The sequence below is a fragment of the Streptomyces sp. 147326 genome (assembly GCF_045000215.1).
In the GTDB taxonomy this organism is placed as follows: Bacteria; Actinomycetota; Actinomycetes; order Streptomycetales; family Streptomycetaceae; genus Streptomyces.
Map to the genome: position 1 here is coordinate 1459880 of NZ_CP134201.1, position 16017 is coordinate 1475896.

At 68.8% G+C, this 16017-nt stretch carries 13 protein-coding genes; 6 read left to right on the forward strand and 7 right to left on the reverse strand.

Going from position 1 to position 16017, the window contains the following annotated elements:
* Positions 1–692: 692 nt before the first annotated feature.
* On the forward strand, positions 693–1160 hold the full coding sequence (locus RIU97_RS06680) for an acyltransferase (protein ID WP_404954114.1): 468 nt from the start codon (positions 693–695) through the stop codon (positions 1158–1160).
* Here RIU97_RS06680 and RIU97_RS06685 read toward each other — a convergent pair.
* From RIU97_RS06685 to RIU97_RS06705, 5 genes are all read right to left on the reverse strand, one after another.
* Positions 1138–2301 (reverse strand): glycosyltransferase, encoded by a 1164-nt coding sequence (locus RIU97_RS06685; RefSeq protein WP_404954116.1) that lies wholly within the window; start codon positions 2299–2301, stop codon positions 1138–1140. The genes RIU97_RS06680 and RIU97_RS06685 overlap by 23 nt on opposite strands.
* Positions 2301–2999, reverse strand: a complete 699-nt coding sequence (locus RIU97_RS06690; RefSeq protein ID WP_404954118.1) for a WbqC family protein — start codon at positions 2997–2999, stop codon at positions 2301–2303. Before RIU97_RS06690 ends, RIU97_RS06685 begins: the two co-directional genes overlap by 1 nt.
* A complete protein-coding gene (locus tag RIU97_RS06695) occupies positions 2996–3691 on the reverse strand; it encodes a PIG-L deacetylase family protein (protein ID WP_389122986.1) in 696 nt (231 codons plus the stop codon). The genes RIU97_RS06690 and RIU97_RS06695 overlap by 4 nt, the downstream gene beginning before the upstream one ends.
* Positions 3688–4107: a GNAT family N-acetyltransferase gene (locus RIU97_RS06700; protein ID WP_404954120.1), complete on the reverse strand. Its 420-nt coding sequence runs from the start codon at positions 4105–4107 to the stop codon at positions 3688–3690. The genes RIU97_RS06695 and RIU97_RS06700 overlap by 4 nt, the downstream gene beginning before the upstream one ends.
* A gap of 236 nt (positions 4108–4343) precedes the next feature.
* Positions 4344–5642 (reverse strand): hypothetical protein, encoded by a 1299-nt coding sequence (locus tag RIU97_RS06705; RefSeq protein ID WP_404954122.1) that lies wholly within the window; start codon positions 5640–5642, stop codon positions 4344–4346.
* Between the two features lie 1470 nt (positions 5643–7112).
* On the opposite strand from RIU97_RS06705, the gene RIU97_RS06710 reads away from it, so the two are divergent.
* Both RIU97_RS06710 and RIU97_RS06715 read left to right on the forward strand, forming a co-directional pair.
* A complete protein-coding gene (locus RIU97_RS06710; RefSeq protein WP_404954124.1) occupies positions 7113–8249 on the forward strand; it encodes a glycosyltransferase in 1137 nt (378 codons plus the stop codon).
* A 13-nt stretch (positions 8250–8262) separates the two neighbouring features.
* Positions 8263–9201, forward strand: a complete 939-nt coding sequence (locus RIU97_RS06715) for an NAD-dependent epimerase/dehydratase family protein (RefSeq protein WP_404954126.1) — start codon at positions 8263–8265, stop codon at positions 9199–9201.
* A gap of 35 nt (positions 9202–9236) precedes the next feature.
* Here RIU97_RS06715 and RIU97_RS06720 read toward each other — a convergent pair whose 3' ends face one another.
* Entirely contained in the window at positions 9237–10616 is a 1380-nt protein-coding gene (locus tag RIU97_RS06720; RefSeq protein ID WP_404954128.1) for a hypothetical protein, read from the reverse strand.
* Positions 10617–10867: 251 nt separating this feature from the next.
* Positions 10868–12154, reverse strand: coding sequence for a nucleotide sugar dehydrogenase (locus RIU97_RS06725; RefSeq protein WP_404954130.1), 1287 nt, complete (start codon positions 12152–12154; stop codon positions 10868–10870).
* 258 nt (positions 12155–12412) lie between these two features.
* On the opposite strand from RIU97_RS06725, the gene RIU97_RS06730 reads away from it, so the two are divergent.
* From RIU97_RS06730 to RIU97_RS06740, 3 genes are all read left to right on the forward strand, one after another.
* Entirely contained in the window at positions 12413–13483 is a 1071-nt protein-coding gene (locus RIU97_RS06730) for an NAD-dependent epimerase/dehydratase family protein (RefSeq protein WP_404954132.1), read from the forward strand.
* Complete coding sequence (locus tag RIU97_RS06735) at positions 13480–14688, forward strand: MraY family glycosyltransferase (RefSeq protein WP_404954134.1); 1209 nt, start codon at positions 13480–13482, stop codon at positions 14686–14688. The genes RIU97_RS06730 and RIU97_RS06735 overlap by 4 nt, the downstream gene beginning before the upstream one ends.
* A gap of 142 nt (positions 14689–14830) precedes the next feature.
* On the forward strand, positions 14831–15973 hold the full coding sequence (locus tag RIU97_RS06740) for a glycosyltransferase (protein WP_404954136.1): 1143 nt from the start codon (positions 14831–14833) through the stop codon (positions 15971–15973).
* Positions 15974–16017: the final 44 nt, after the last annotated feature.

A 16017-nucleotide genomic window follows, 5' to 3' on the forward strand; every position in this document is an offset into this window, starting at 1 on the left:
GGTCGATACTCGGCTCACGGCGCCCTCCTCAGTGTTACCTGGTGTCTGCGCCACACAACGTATCGGGTCATATCGGGTTTATCCCCAACAACACGGGGGGTTGGAGTCAGTCGGCGCTGACGTCCCCGAAAAGTGCGGCCAGCATGCCGATGTTGGGGTCGAAGCCATGGGTCGCCAGGACGCGGTCGCGTACCGAGGCCAGTTGAGCTGCGCCGCGAGCAGCAGGTCGAAGCCTTCGAGGGGACGGGCCGACCGGGCGGCAGAAGCTGGGAAGGCCGCGCTCCTTCAGTGCGCCGCGCGCCGGCACGGATTGCCCCTTCCCAGCATGTCTGAACCGGATATATCGCATCGAGAGTTAAGAATGGGGCTGCTACTCCGGCCGCGCCCCGACCGGTGGCGGCATGAGAGCAGGAGCGCGACGGACATGCCTCTCTTCATCGCCGTACGTGGTCGGCCTCCGTTGCCCGAATGGCGCTGCCGGGGTCCGTCTACGAGCGGGCCGCACGACGTGTCGGCGTCCAAGCGCGCAGGCGCGCCCGGACATACGGCACCTGAGACCACCAAGGGAAGCAGCAGGCCATGGCGATTCACAAGGGGCTGGTGCCGTGAGGTGGCTACGAGCCTGCGCCAACGTTCCCCCTCGGCTGCGCGGCGCACGCATCGGAACCGGGTCGTACATCTCTCCGCGCGCAGTGGTCCAGGAGCATGCCCGCATCGCCATCGGGCAGCGGACCCTGGTCGGCCGCCACGTGGAGCTGGTCCCGCAGGGCGGTTCCATCACGATCGGCAGCGATTGCTCACTGAACAACCACGTCGTCCTCTACGGCGCCGGCGGGATCACCGTGCAGGACGGGTGCCGCATCGCGACCGGCGTCGTCATCGTCGCCTTCAACCACGGGGTCGACGACCTCTCCCTCCCCATCCGCTGCCAGCCGATCACGGCGCGAGGCGTCGTTGTCGAGAACGACGTGTGGATCGGGGCACACTCGATCCTGCTGGACGGGGTGACCGTCGGGTCGGGCAGCGTGATCGGAGCGGGGTCGGTCGTCACACGCAACGTCCCCGAGTACGCCGTGGTCGCCGGCAACCCCGCGCGCGTGCTGCGTCGCCGCGGCGTCTCGCAGCGGACGGCGATCGCTACGCCGGAGCCCGGGCCGTGACACGACGATAGAGGAGGCCGAGCTCCTCGATGTTGGCGGAGAAGGCGTGGACCGCGAGGACCTTTCGGCGTACGGCGGCCAGGTCCTCGGGCCGGGGCGGGGACGCCGCCACCTGGCGCAGCCCCTCGGCGAGTGCCGCGGCGCCGGGCGGAACCAGCATGATGCCGGGCCAGCCGGACACGGCAGCCGGAATGCCCCCGACACGGGTCGCCACGACGGGGACGGCCGCAGACGCCGCTTCCAGCAGTGTTCTCGGCAGCCCTTCGTCCCTCGACGAGACGACGAAGAGGTCGGCACGCGCGTACTCCTCCCGCACGTCGTCGATGCCGCGCGCTCCGAGGAACGTGACCCTGTCGGCCAGGCCGAGCCGTTCGGCAAGGGCCACGAGCCTCGCCTTCTCGGGACCGTCACCGACGATGCGCAGCCGAGCCGTCGGAACCGTCTCGAGCAGCGTGGCCAGCGCCGTCAGGAGGATGTCGTATCCCTTGGACGGCACGAGGCGGCCGACCGCCAGGAGGGACAGACCGGGTCCGGCCAGCGGCGGGGCGGTGCGGACCGGCGGATCCTCCCAGACCGGCTGGAGCCGCGGCGGCACAAGAGCGGACGGGATGCCGCGCTGCGACAACGCGTCGACCATCGACTGGGCCACCACTCTGCGCTCGGTGGCTCGGCGGGCGAACGCGAGCACGGCCCGCTCGAGGACGGCCTTCCGCCAGCGGCCGAGGGAGGCGACCGGCAGGGCGAGATAGTCGCCGTGGACGTCCATGAGCCAGGGACGCCTGATGACCAGTGCCACGATCCAGGCTGCTAGCCAGCCCCACGGCTCCGCCCCGTTGAGGACGACGGTCTCGCCCCTGCGGGCTGCCGCACGCGCGAGGCGCACCCCGAGACGGACTGATCCGGCCACCCAGAGCAGGGACTGCGGCCCGGGGCGGCGCGGGTGCCGTACCACGTGCATCGAGCCGCGGTCGCACTCCAGGTGCGGGCCCGCCCAGATGCACCAGGCGTGACCGAGCCGGTCGGCCAGCGCGTTCCACGAGCGGAAGTCGGCGGAGTCCTCGACGCCGCGCTGCCGGTGGCCCGAGATGGTCACGACGGTGATGCGCTGCCGTTCCATGGGGACGGTGGAGTGGGTGGTCATCACACGTCCTGTAGCCGGTAGCGGGTCAGCAGGGGCGCCAGCTCGGCCGGGGGGACCCGCGACCAGGCGTCGACGGCCGACAGACGTGGTACGAAGGGATCGCAGCCCTGGGCGTACGTCGGGTGGTCGAAGTCGAAGAAGCGCACGGTGATCCCGTGCTCGGCGAAGGCGTCAAGGTCCAGGTAGTCGCGCCCCGAGGGCCCGGCGAGGTACTCGTCGGCGCCTACCGCCCGGCACAGATTGAGGATCAGTTCGGACTTGGTCCCGGTGGCGTCGAGCTCGGAAGAACGAGCCGTCGGCACCTTGACGTCGAACTGTGACAGCATCCAGTCCGCGAGGTCGAGGTTGAAATCGGCCAGGGAGCCGCCGGGCGGTGCCGCATCGATCACCGACAGCAGGTCGCCGGTACGGTCCACGCCCCGGGTCCCGGACACCGCCTGGATCAGGCGTCCGCGGTAGCGCCGCCGCCAGGATGGCATTTCGCAGATCCGCACATCGCAGATCCGCGTGCCGAACGGGGCGGTCACCGGAACGGTCAACCAGGTGGGCCGGCCGTCCAGCAGGACCCGGTTGCGGTTCTGGAAGTAGTTCTTCCGGTACGGCACGGCGTCGAGAACGATCCACAGGTCCGACGCGGCGACCTTGGCCAGGAGGCCGAGCCACGGCAGGTGCTCGGGCTGGTGGATGGTGACCCTCATGCAAGCACGCCTTCCAGGCGGGACACCTCGAACGCCTCGCCGTACCGGGCACGCATCTCGTAGCCGCGGTATCGGGAACGGGCCTCGACGCCTTCGATCCACTGCTCCCCGTACTTGGTGTATTCGGACTTGTGCTGACGCAGGGCCTGCAGCTTCTTCTCGATGGTGTCGTCGATGTTGATGTAGAGCTGCGGGCGGAAACCGACGTAGCTGCGCCCCGACGGGGTGATGGGCTCGTACATGACGACGGAGTTGTAGTACCGGCTCGCCGCGATGGTGGCGAGCGCGGTGTTGGCATGAGACCGATGGGTGTCGAACGGCCAGTGTGTGAAGACCATCGTCGGGCGGAAGTCGTCGACGACCTTGTTGATCGACTCCACGACGGTCGAGTGGTTCTCCACGTCCTTGGCGGGGAACGACAGAACGTCGATCTCCTTGACCCCGAGAGTGGCGGCGGCTTCCCGGCCCTCTGTGACCGCCACGTCGGCGGCGCGGAAGTGGCTCCCGTCGTAGCTGGTGTAGTCCGACGGGCTCATCACCAGGAAACGCACCCGTGCTCCTGCCTCCACGAGACGAGCGGCGGTCCCTCCGGCCGCCAGCTCGATGTCGTCGAGGTGAGCCCCCACGAACAGGCTGCGCTCAAACATCGGGTTGCTGCAGAACATCACGTCGTCCTCTCGGGAAACAGTCACCGATGGAGTGGGGTGCCGGCCGCCAGGGACAACTTGCCTTCCGGCGTGGTGCCGGTGACGCGGAAGCCCGCACGTGCGTACAGGTCAAGTGCCGGCTGGTTGCGGGGGTCGCAGATGAGAGTGACGATGCCGGGCGTTCGCGCCAGGAGGAGGGCGAGCAGCCGAGAGGCGATACCGGTGCCCTGGTGACGAGGGTCGGTGGCCACGCGGTGAATGTGCGCGCCCTCGGGACGCCGGGAGGCGATCACGAATCCGACCGGCTTCCCGCCCACGGTCGCGACGAGGCTCAGCTCGCGCTTTCCGGGAAGGTGTCGGGCGAAGTTCTCGGCCTGCCACGGCTCATTGTCGTAGTGGCTGCTCGCCTCGTGCGCGCGCTGCTCCAACTCGGCGAGCGGGCCGAGTAGTTCGTCCGTCATGTCGCCGAGGCGATGCAGTTCCTGGGCGGGCCGCCGGACGGCAGCCCGCCGATCTGTGCTGTGCATCCGGGCCCCCGAGATCGCGGCGTCTGCCTCAGCGTCGCACAGCGAAGCCGGACGGCTACGCCGACGGGCCGCTCGGGAAAGCCGCTGCACCCCAACGGCGTATGCGCAGTTCGCGGCTTACCCCTGGAAGACTGCGGAGCACACCAAGAGCGGCTTGCCTCTGGCTGTTGCTACGTGTCCGACGTCTCCAGGGCCGGCCTCGAGCGATTCACCGCCACAGGTCTCACCACTGGTACCAGTGCCGCTGGGTCGGTGACCGCCTCGGGCGGCGCGACGCCGCCCGAGGCGGCACTCCGTGACGCCCGACCGGCACAGGCCGCCACCACCAGGCCGAGGATCCCCCAGCCCACGCCCGGAAAGGCGCCTGTGGTGTTGAACCACACCGTTACCACGACAAGTACCGCGCGGGTAAGCCGGTCGCAGGTGAGCCATGCGCGCCACAGTACGAAGAGGAACAGGCCCATCCCGACCATGCCGAGAAAGACGGCCATGTCCAGATACACGTTGTGCAGACCGAGGAGGTAGGTGTGCCGGTAGGCGTTCACCAGCGCCTCGCTGTCCACAATCGACCAGCCCCCGCCGATCAGCGGGTTGGTCGATGCCATGGCGGACCAGAAGGACTGGGCCTGAGTGGTGTGCACGTAGAGGGTCACGTCCAGGTCGGGACGGATCTTCGGAATCGCCAGACAGGCAACCGTCGCCGCACAGGCAAGCGTGAGTGGGTGGAGCAAGCCCCTTTCCCCGCTCCGCGCCTGCTGGCGCCGGCCCAGGCTGAGCACGGCCACTCCTGCAAGTGCGGCCAACGACGCGGTGATCCCGCGGGTTCCGACCAGCCCCCACAGACCGCTCAGAACGAACAGTGCTCTGAGCGGCTTGCTGGTGGCCGCGACGCCGAGGACCACCAGTACCGCAGCGACCAGAGCCACGTCGTTGGGGCCGCCGGGCAGGCCTGACCAGCGGATCCGTGTATCCCCGAAGAGGGGGACCGTCGCCAGCACGCCCAGCAGTGCCCAGCGCGCAGTGCGCCACAGGTCGAACCCGCGGGGCAGGAGCAGTCCTACGGCCGCGCAGACCATGACGGGCTCCATGATGCGCAGGAAGGTCATCGTGCTCTCGGCGTGCCCGCCCAGGACGTCGCGTACCAGCCCGTAGAGCAGGAACGCACCGACCGCGCCGAGGACGGGCCTGCCAGAGCGATCACGGATGCGCAGCAGCCCGGCCAGGCTGAACAACACGAGGAGTGCATCGCCGAGATAGACGTCGGCTCCCCCAACCACGCCGAGGTGCGGCCACGCCGTCGGGCTGATCACCACGACGACGGCGGTCATGAGGAGAATCAGCCAGGGCGGGGCGATGGCCATGAACAGCACCGCTGCGGAGGGCAACAGAATGCTGAGGGCGAGTTCGGTCCGCCCGGCCCAGACCAGAAGGGCAAAGAACACCGGGACGATGGTGCCGACCACGTTCAAACCGGTCAGCGTGATTGCGGTCCGCCTCACTGGATTCCTCCGCGATCCGCGGCAACGGCATCACGCGTGGATCGTCTGTCTCTGGTGATCTGACATGAAGCAGGGTGAAAACGCCCTGAGGGAACATTCTGGCGCTGGAATGGTCGATGACCGGTCGTTCGGCGCGCGGGCGTTTACGACCTTGGGGGAAATCGAGACCTGGGCGTGTTGGCCTGGCAGTTCGGCTGGTGGGTGATCAGCACGCGGTGCCGCGGGTGAGGACGAGCTCGGTGCCCGTCTGTCGGCGGGTGGCCCGCTGGGCGGATCGGTCGGGGACAAGACCGGCGATCGCGTGGTGGGTCTCGGCGTAGGCGCGCCGTCCGGCTGAACCTGCGCAGGGGCGCCCACTGGCGGAGCTCGGCGTTGGTGTGCCCGAGGCAGATCCGGGCCGAGGACTGGACGTCTGGCCTCCCGCCAAGCGTACTTATACCCGCCGCACGCCTCGTCCGCGGGCTACTTCGGCGGTGCGCTGACCTGGTCGGGGAACTCCTTGGCCAGCCCCCTGGTACTGGAGTCGACGCGGGCCTTGACCGTGGGCGGGTCCGGAACTGCTCGGCGATGCCCTCGGTGCGTAAGCCGGTCTGATCATGCATGCGGTCCCCGGCCGGACCGCGCCGGATAGCAGTATGCGGCCCCGGCCGTCGCTGAACGTGGTGGTCTTGACGGTGTGCTGCCTGCGCTTGCCGGAGACGAGCGCCCGGCGGCCCGGGCGCCCCGCCTGAGTGGCGGCGGACCTGGGTCTCGACCCCGTCCATCCGCAGCTCGACGCCCTCGGCCTCGGCGTAGGCGAAGACGTCCTCCACCGTCTTCAGCCGCAGTCCCGCCCGGTCGGGTACGGCGAACCCGCGGGCCGCGAGGGGCGGACGGATCCGACGGACGGCCTCGGCGACGGCGGGGCGGTCCACGGCGAAGGAGTTCGGCGAGGACCGCCTGCGGCAACTGGCGGCGCAGGTGGATCAGGGTGACCAGCAGCCGGTCGAAAAGGACCAGCTTCGGCTTGCGCCCAGCTCCTTCAGCCCGTCGGCGCGGGCCACCCCGTGCCGCACGCAGCGCGGACTGGCGGGCCGCTTCCCAAGGTCCGGCGAGTTCAGGGAACAACTCGTCGAAATGTGCGCGGGAGACACCGGACGGGGCAGGATGGGAACAGACCGCACGCGCTTCACAACGCACCAAACCCCTGCGGTTCTTCTCGTCTCACGGCCCGACCGGGACGATCGCTATTTCCCCCGAGGTCGCTACTAGACCATAGGTGTGTCCCTCACCGTGCAGGCGGCGCGCCGGTGTCGTCGCTTGGTCCTGTCAGGTCACCATGAGTGCTCGCCGTGAGCTTGTATCAGTGCCCGACTCGGCGATAGGCCAGGAACGCGGTGAGGCTGAATGGTGATTGCCCGAGGTCACACCCACGACGCGGCTCCCTCTCGGATCAGGGTGATGAGGGTCATCGCCCGGATGAACGTGGGCGGTCCGGCCCTCCAGGTCTCCACACTCATGGGGGGGCTCGACAGCGAGCTTTTCGACCACCGGCTCTTCGCAGGCTTCGTGGGCCCGGACGAGGCCGATTACGTGGAGCAGCGGGCCCCGCATGTGCAGGTCTGCCCGGTGCGAACCCTGGGCCGGGCCGTACGGCCCACCGATGATCTGCGTGCCCTGTCGGCACTGACCGCCGCCATGCGCCGGTTCCGGCCACACATCGTGCACACGCACACCGCCAAGGCGGGAGCACTCGGACGTATGGCGGCCGTGCTCGCGCGGGTGCCGGTACGCGTGCACACCTTCCACGGCCACCTCCTGCAGGGCTACTTCTCACCGGCGAAGACCCACCTGGTGGTGCAGGCCGAGCGCAGCCTCGCGACCGTCACCGACCGGCTGGTAGCGGTGGGACGCAGCGTCCGCGACGACCTCCTGGCCGCCGGCATCGGCCGACCCGGGCAGTACGCCGTGGTGCCGCCCGGCACCACGCCGGCCGCTGCTCCGGGCCGCTCGCAGGCGCGCAAACAGCTCGGCCTCCCGGAGGACAGCCTCGTCGTGGCCTATGTCGGGCGGGTGACCAGGATCAAACGGCCCGACCGGTTCCTGTCGGTGGCCCGAGAGGTGCGTCACGCGTTTCCGGCCGCTCGATTCCTGGTGTGCGGGGACGGAGACCTTCGCGGCGATCTGGAAGCGGCCGGCGATCTGCGCGACTCGCTCCACCTGCTGGGCTGGCGCGCCGACGTGGAGACCGTCTACGCCGCCTCGGACATGGTGCTGCTCACATCGGACAACGAGGGTATGCCGGTCAGCCTCATCGAGGCGGGGCTGGCAGGGGTGCCCGCCGTGGCAACGAACGTGGGCAGCGTGGCAGAGGTGGTCCAGGACGGGCGGACCGGGCTTCTGGCCCGGCGCGACGCCGACGAGCTCACCCGCCATACCGTCAGGCTTCTTGGCGACGACTCGCTCCGCCGCCGGATGGGCGAGGAGGCCCGCGCCTGGACAGCGCAGCGGTTCGGGGCCGAGCGCCTGGTGCAGGACACCCACGACCTTTATGCCTCCATCGCCGTGGAGCACGGCTGGTGGCCGGACCCCCACTGAAAGGTACGAACCGTTGAACGTCGTAGTGACCGGAGGCGCCGGGTTCATCGGAGCGAACCTGTGCCGTGAACTGACCTCCCGCCCTTCCATCGGCAGGGTCGTCGCCCTGGACGACCTGAGTACCGGTACAGCGGCCAATCTCGCGGGCACGGACGTGGAGCTGGTCGAGGGCAGCATCCTCGACCGCGAACTGCTCGAGGCCGTGGTGGCCGGGGCAGACGCGGTGGTCCATCTGGCCGCGCGGCCGTCCGTGCCGCGTTCCCTGGCGGATCCGTTCGCCAGCCACGAAGTCAACGCCACCGGAACCATGCGCGTCCTCGAAGCGTGCCGCCGCGGAAACACCCACCTGGTCGCCGCGTCCTCGTCGTCGGTGTACGGCTCAGTCGCCGACCTGCCCAAGCACGAGGGCCTGCCGACGCGTCCCCTCAGCCCGTACGCCGCCAGCAAGCTCGCTACCGAGGCCTATGCGCTGGCCTACGGATCGGCTTTCGGCCTTCCGGCCCTCGTTTTCCGGTTCTTCAACGTCTACGGCCCGCTGCAGCCTGCCGGACACGCCTACGCAGCCGTCGTTCCCGCCTTCATCGACGCCGCGCTGCGCGGTCAGCCGCTGACGGTCTTCGGCGACGGTCACCAGACCCGCGACTTCACCTACGTCGGAACGGTCGCCCGGGTACTCGCAGACGCCGTCCTGCGGAAGGTCACGAGTACGAGCCCCGTCAACCTGGCCTTCGGCACCCGGATCAGCGTCCTGGAGCTCGCCCATCACCTCGCCAAGACGCTGGAGCTGGCGATCGACATCCGCCACGAGGACCCCCGCCGCGGCGACGTGCGCGACTCGCAGGCCGACGACGGACTGCTCCGCACTCTCTTCCCGGCTCTCGCGGCGGTTCCGCTGGAGGAGGGACTGGCCGAGACCGTCCGATGGTTCCGCTCCCTGCCGGTGTACGCGTAGCGGAGCCGATGTACGGCGGCCTCGCGGGCGGGAACTCAGTGGTCTCCGCCGCGGGCCGCGCCGACCTCATGGACTCGGGAGCCGGTGCCCACCGGACCCCGCCCGGCCTGGACACCCGGATCCGACATCGACCGGGTGAGGCACCTCAGCACGATGAACCAGCCGGCCGTGCTCAGGACCATGAGGCCCAGATTTCCCCATGCCCAGGCCAGTGTCCTGCCCGACGCACCGGCACAGAGGTGAATGACGGCGGCCAGCATCCCGAGCTGACAGACGCCCTCGGCGGTGAGAAAGACCAGCCTGACACCGGGGAAGCCCAGAGCCGACGGCAGGACCTTGGACCAGATCGCCGTGCCACGCAGCGCGGCCCCCGCCAGCATGACCACCGCCGCCGTGGACAGAATCGTGTACTGGGAGCCGTACATCAGGCCGATCAGCAGGCCAAGGAGGAGAACCGCGACCACCACCGCGACCAGTCCGATGGCGCCGACGAGTGCACTGCAGCGGCGGACGTCGCGCATCACCGCCCATCGGCGCCCATGGGCTCCGGCCCGTGCAAGACGCGGGTAGAGCTGTGACGCCACCGGGTTGACGACGCTCCCGAAGAGCCGGCCCGGAGCGCCGGCGATTTTCAGGTACGTCACCAGGGTGGGGCCACCGAGCAGTCCGGCCAGAAGGGAGACGCCGCTGTCCGAGGCCAGGGAGACGGATTGGGTCGCCGAACTCTTCACCAGGAAGGGCAACAAGCCTGCCGGCATCGGAGCGGGGCCGTCAGCGGGAGGGCCGCACGCCTGCCTCACCTGCCGCCAGGCGATCACGGTGACGGATACGGTGGAAACCAGGCCGGTGATCACGGTGGCCACCAGGTAGCCGCCCGTGCCGGCCGTCATCAATGCCGTCAGCGTCACGAGGAAGCCGAAGACGGCGAGCGCCACGCGGATCACTCCGAGCCGCTCAAGTCGGTCGGAGATCGCGAAACCGACCGATGCACTGCCCCAGGGCGTGGCCGCTCCTGCCGCCAGCACGGCAGGCACGAGCAGCAGCAGCCGTTCGGCGGGGATCCATCCGAGGGCCGCGGCGGCCAGCGCCGCCGCCACGCCCAAGACCGTGGCCAGCAGCCCGGCCCGGATGTCCAGCCGGAGAAGCCGGCAGTACAGCCGGGTTCCGTGACCGGGGCCGCGACGTTGTTCCATGGGAACGAACCGCTGCTGCGCGTCCTCGAAGCGCGGATCCCACAGCAGGAACCAGACCGCTGCCATGGCCTGGGCCAGAAGCACCTCCCCCGCCTCAGTGCTCCCGACCAGCCGGACCAGTGTGACGGTGGTGGCGAACGAGAGTGCCGCCTCGATCTGGCTGGCGGCGGTGAGCGAGCCGAAGGTCCTCAGATGCCGTTGCCAGGGCAGGCGCCTCGCCAAGCGCCTCACCCATCTCCCGGGGTCGGTCCCGGCGCCTGTGGCATCCAGCGGCGCCGCCCTTGACGGTGTACGTCTCACCTGCTGCTGTACCTCCTCGTCACTCGGCGCGTGTGGCGGGCGTCGGTTGTCCTTCTACCGCAACCGCCCAACGGCCGGTCTGACCTGGCGAAGTCGTCCCGGCCTCGGCGGATCAGGAGGATCCGGTCGGCCCGGATCCTCCCCGGCCCGGGAAGGGCGCGGACGCGCACGGGTCAGAGGATCTCGACACGCTCACCCCGGCAGCGATTGCGCGTGTCGAAAACGTAGGCACCGGCCTCTTCGATGAGCGCGTAGTCGAAGGCATCGTGGTCGGTCGCCACGACGACCACGTCGGCCGCCCGGACCTCCGCCTCGGTGACTTCGACTCGGGTGATCTGCGGGGGAACGAGGTACGAGTCGGTGTGCGGCTCCGCCACCACCAGCCGGGCGCCGAGATCGAGCAGCGACCGGGCGATGGCGAGGGCCGGCGACTCACGGATGTCGCCCGTGTTCTTCTTGTAGGCCAGCCCGAGTTGCAGTACGCGCGAGCCCTTGACCGACTTACCACGTTCGTTCAGTCCGCGGGTGATCCGCAAGACGGCATGGGACGGCATGTGATCGTTGATCTCATTGGCCAGGGAGATGAATCGGAGATCCTGTTTCAGCAGCCTCTTGACCTGCCACGACAGATAGGACGGGTCCACCGGCAGGCAGTGTCCGCCCACGCCGGGACCCGGTCTGAACGGCATGAAGCCGAACGGCTTGCTGCTGGCGGCCTCCACGGCCTCCCAGATGTCGGCACCCAACTGTCGGGACACCATGGCCATTTCGTTGACCATCGCAATGTTGACGTGCCGGTAGGTGTTCTCCAGCAGCTTGGTCAGCTCGGCAGTTCGGCACGAACTCACCGGCACAGTCCGCTCCACGATGTCGCCGTAGAATTTCTCGACGCTGCGCAGGGACGCGTCGTCGATTCCGGAGATCACCTTGGGCGTGTTCTCCAGGTGCCAGTCGGGGTTGCCCGGGTCGATGCGCTCGGGGCTGTAGCCGAGGTGGAAATCCGCTCCGGCCCTCAGTCCGCTGCCCGCTTCCAGCAGCGGCAGCAGCAGGCTCTCGGTCGTCCCGGGATACGTGGTGGACTCGAGGACCACGGTGGCGCCGGGTGAGATGTGGGGGGCGATGCTCCGACCGGCGCACTCCACGAAACTCAGATCGGGGACACCCTCACGCAGAGGTGTCGGCACGGTGATGACGCATACGTCGAAACCGTCGATCGCGTCGTAGTCGGTGGCGGCACGGAAGTGGCCGCTGTCCGTGATGGCCATGAGGCGTGCGTCGTCGACGCCTTCGATGTAGGAGTCGCAGGCGCCCAGGCGTTTGACGCGCAACTCGTCGGTATCCACGCCGAGGACGGAATATCCCGCCTCGACCGCCCGGACGGCCAGCGGAAGGCCTACGTAGCCCAATCCTACGACGATCAGGTTGCGCCTGTCGGTGTGGCTGCTCTGACGCACCCTCATCACTCCGATGTTTTTGAGGAATCGGCATATGCCAGAGTTATTGACGCATGCGCGGCAGCTCCGACGCGCACCCTCGGGATGTGTCCGACCGAACTCACCCGCATTCCGTAACGGCAGACTCGCCGAGCGTTCCGTCATCACCCGACGAACTTCCAATCTCCGCTATTCATCGCATAGGTGACCGTTGGCTCGGCAATGTGATCGAGATCCTCGGAACCGCGACCCGACCACACCACCCGAACCGGAGTGACGCCGCACATGGATCGTTGTTCGAAGTACCTGGTCACCGGCGGAGCCGGCTTCATCGGCTCCCATCTCGTGGACGCACTGCTGGCCGACGGAAACAGTGTGGTAGTCCTCGACAACCTCACCACCGGACGGCAGGAAAACCTCACCCAGGCACGGGCGAACCCGCGCTTCCGCTTCGTCCACGGGTCCGTGCTGGATGCGCCGCTCGTCGACGAGCTGGTGCAGGAGTGCAAGACTGTCATCCATTTGGCTGCCGCCGTAGGGGTCAAACTCATCGTCGAGCAGCCGTTGAGGTCGTTCATCACGAACACAAAGGGCACCGAGACCGTCATCGAGTCCGCGCAGCGCCACGATCGCAGGATTCTCCTCGCCAGCACCTCGGAAATTTACGGGAAGAATTCCTCCGGACCGCTCAGCGAGACCTCCGACCGCATCCTGGGCAGCCCGTCCGTGGCCCGGTGGTCGTACAGCACCGCCAAGGCGGTGGACGAGATCATGGCCTGCCTCTACCACCGCGAGCGAGGGCTGAGGTCGACCGTGGTCCGGTTCTTCAACACCGTGGGACCCCGCCAGAGTCCGGCGTACGGAATGGTCATTCCGCGATTCGCCCGGCAGGCAGTGCTCGGGGAACCCCTCACGATCCATGCGGACGGCCGCCAGAGACGCTGCTTTCTGCATGTCGCCGACGCCGTCGCGGCGATGCTGCTCCTGCTGGAACATCCCGAGGCGGTGGGAGAGACCTTCAACATCGGCGTGGACGACGAGATCGGCATCCTCGAGCTCGCCAACCGGATCATCGCCGAGACCGGAAGCGTCTCACGGGTGGAACATCTGTCGTACGCCGAGGCATACGGAGCGGACTTCGAGGACATGGAACGACGAGTCCCCGACACCACGAAACTCCGCGCAGTGACGGGCTGGCAGCCCCGGCACAGCCTCGCCGACGTGCTCGCGGACGCGATCGCGGACGCCCGTGCCGCACGGCGCGACATCCAGTCCGCACACGTGCCGGGCGCCCCGGAGCAACGTCTCCCCGTGACCGACGGGCCCGTTCCCGGAACCACTCTGGCGGGACGGTGACCGGCATCAGCGCAGCACTGCCGATGGCCGGAGCAGGCGTCGCGGCCCTGCTGCTCGGAGGGCTGCTGACGGAACCAATGCGGCGCTTCGCCCTGCGCCATGGGATCACCGACCGTCCCAGCGCCCGTAAGGCGCACACCAGGCCCACGCCCTATCTCGGCGGTGTCGCCGTCGCGCTCGCCACCCTTGCCGCAGGTACGGCCGTCGCGCTCGCCCGGGGTGTCTTCGACCCGGTTCTCGGAGTGCTGCTCGGCGGCGCGGCCATCGTGTGCGTCCTCGGGCTCATAGACGATCTGCGCCAGCTGGGCCCAAAGATCCGGCTGTTCGTCGAGACGTCGACCGCCACGCTGGTGGTGGTGACAGGAGGGCATCCGACCGTCTTCGGCGGCGCGGTCGACGCGGTGCTCGCCGTCCTGTGGATCGTCTTCATCACGAATGCGTTCAACCTGCTGGACAACATGGACGGCGCAGCGTCATCGCTGTCCGTCGTCATCGGCGGATTCTTCTGCCTGACTGCCCTGGCAGGCGATCCAGACGGCCTGAGTGTGGTGATGGCGGCCCTGGCCGGAGCCTGTCTCGGCTTCCTGTTCCACAACAGGAATCCGGCACGGATCTTTCTCGGTGACGCCGGCTCCCTCTTCCTCGGCTTCACGCTGGCCTCCGCGATGATGGTGCGCCACGATGACACCGCCGGCCTGTCCGGACCCGCCAGTCTGCTGCTCGCCACCCTGGTTCCGACGTTGGACACCACGCTGGTGATGCTGTCCCGCTACCGGGAGTCGAGGCCCCTGCTGCAAGGCGGCACGGACCATATCGCCCACCGGTTGCGGCGCATGGGCTTGACGGTGCCGCAGGTCGTCCGGACACTCAGCGCGTTCGCTGTGGTGGGCTGTCTGGCCGCCATGCTGGTGACCTACGGGTTGCTTGCTCCCGGCATCGCCCTCCTCGCCGCCTCCGCGGTGGGGATCGGGACGGTGCGGCTACTGCTCAAAGTCCCCGCTGTGGCCACCGCTTCGCCGCGCGTCGCGGTCCCGGCCGGGGCCCTGGCCAACGGGGTTGCTCGTACAGCACTCCGCTTGAGACACAGTGGTGGGTCCGGACGCCACCACAGGGCGGTCCGGCCGATGGGTGTGCCGCATTCACGGGAAGCCCAGAAGGCCAGCACATTGTCCCCGCCAGCGGGCACTCCGGTCGCACCGCAGTGATGTCGTAGAAGAGGCGGCATTCGGGTGATGCTTCCGCGAAAAACCCGCGCCCGGGCCAAGGCCTCATATTCGGGCGCCACTCAGCACCTATGGTGCTGACCCGCGACGGCGCAAGGCCTCGTCGGCATCGGAAGGCGGCTCGATGACCACGACGCGTATCTGCGAAGTGATCAAGACCCTCGACGTCGGCGGTGCCGAGGTCCTTCTGGTCGAACGCCTGCGCAGGGCGCCCCGGTCCGACCGCGACTACACCGTGGTCTTCCTCCAAGCCGAGACGCAGGAACTGGTGGATGCACTCCGGGACTGCGGAGTGACACTCGTCGATCTCCGGTCTTGTCCGCGGAGGCTGCGCTACCTCGGGCTGCTCCGTGCCGTGCGCCGCCTGGCTCCGGACGTGGTCAATGTTCACTCCCCGTTGCCCGCCGCGGTGCTGCGCCCCGCCCTGCACCTAATGCGCCCGCGCCCGGCACTGATCTCGACGGTGCACTATGTGCGGTGTCACCCGCTGACGAGGCTGCTCGAACGGCCGACGCGGCGCCTTGACGATCTGACGGTGGCCGTCTCACCACAAGTGGCCGCCTCCGGATCCGTGCGGGGCGCTCGCCAGGTCCGTACGCGCATCCACGGGGTGGACGTGGCCGCGCAGCGCAGCTGGGCGCAACGAGCGGACAAGGTGCGGGAGGAGTTCGGGATCCCGGCGGACGCCTTCGTGCTGGCTTTCGTGGCCAACTTCCGTCCGGTGAAGAACCACGCGCTGCTGGTCGAAGCAGCCGCTCTGGTACTCGAGCGGCGTCCTGACGCGCTGTTCGTCCTGGCCGGGGCCGGCCCTCTGCGCGAGCAGGTGCTCGCGGACATCCGCCGACGCGGACTACAGGACCGGATGCCGTATCTGGGACGGATTCAGCAGGCCGGCCGGCTGGTGGCGGCTGCCGACACCCTGGTTCTGGCATCCCACTACGAAGCGATGCCCGTGGTGGTCATGGAGGCACTGGCATCCGCTGTGCCGGTGGTGGCCACCAGGGTAGGGGGAATCCCCGACCTGGTCCGCGACGGCGACAACGGCATCCTCGTCCAGCCCGGTTCACCACAACGTCTGGCGGAAGGCATCCTGCGCGCCATGCGGCCCGAGGTTCATTCCGCGCTCGCCGCCCGAGCGCTCGCCGACACCACCTCGGTGGACGTTGCCTCCACCGCCGCATGGTTCGACAACGTCTACGCCACCTTGGCGAGCGGAGCCCGGAAAAGTCGAGGAGACGCCGTCCCAGGAGGAGCACAGGTCCGCTGACTCCTCCGCGTCCTCGGTCACCGCTGCCTTCTGTGGTGCCCGGC

Excerpts from the sequence above, each read along its gene's own strand:
- RIU97_RS06685 (WP_404954116.1), bottom strand. The coding sequence starts at position 2,301 with ATGACCACCCACTCCACCGTCCCCATGGAACGGCAGCGCATCACCGTC.
- RIU97_RS06690 (WP_404954118.1), bottom strand. The coding sequence starts at position 2,999 with ATGAGGGTCACCATCCACCAGCCCGAGCACCTGCCGTGGCTCGGCCTC.
- RIU97_RS06700 (WP_404954120.1), bottom strand. The coding sequence starts at position 4,107 with ATGACGGACGAACTACTCGGCCCGCTCGCCGAGTTGGAGCAGCGCGCG.
- RIU97_RS06710 (WP_404954124.1), top strand. The coding sequence starts at position 7,113 with ATGAGGGTCATCGCCCGGATGAACGTGGGCGGTCCGGCCCTCCAGGTC.
- RIU97_RS06725 (WP_404954130.1), bottom strand. The coding sequence starts at position 12,154 with ATGAGGGTGCGTCAGAGCAGCCACACCGACAGGCGCAACCTGATCGTC.
- RIU97_RS06730 (WP_404954132.1), top strand. The coding sequence starts at position 12,413 with ATGGATCGTTGTTCGAAGTACCTGGTCACCGGCGGAGCCGGCTTCATC.
- RIU97_RS06740 (WP_404954136.1), top strand. The coding sequence starts at position 14,831 with ATGACCACGACGCGTATCTGCGAAGTGATCAAGACCCTCGACGTCGGC.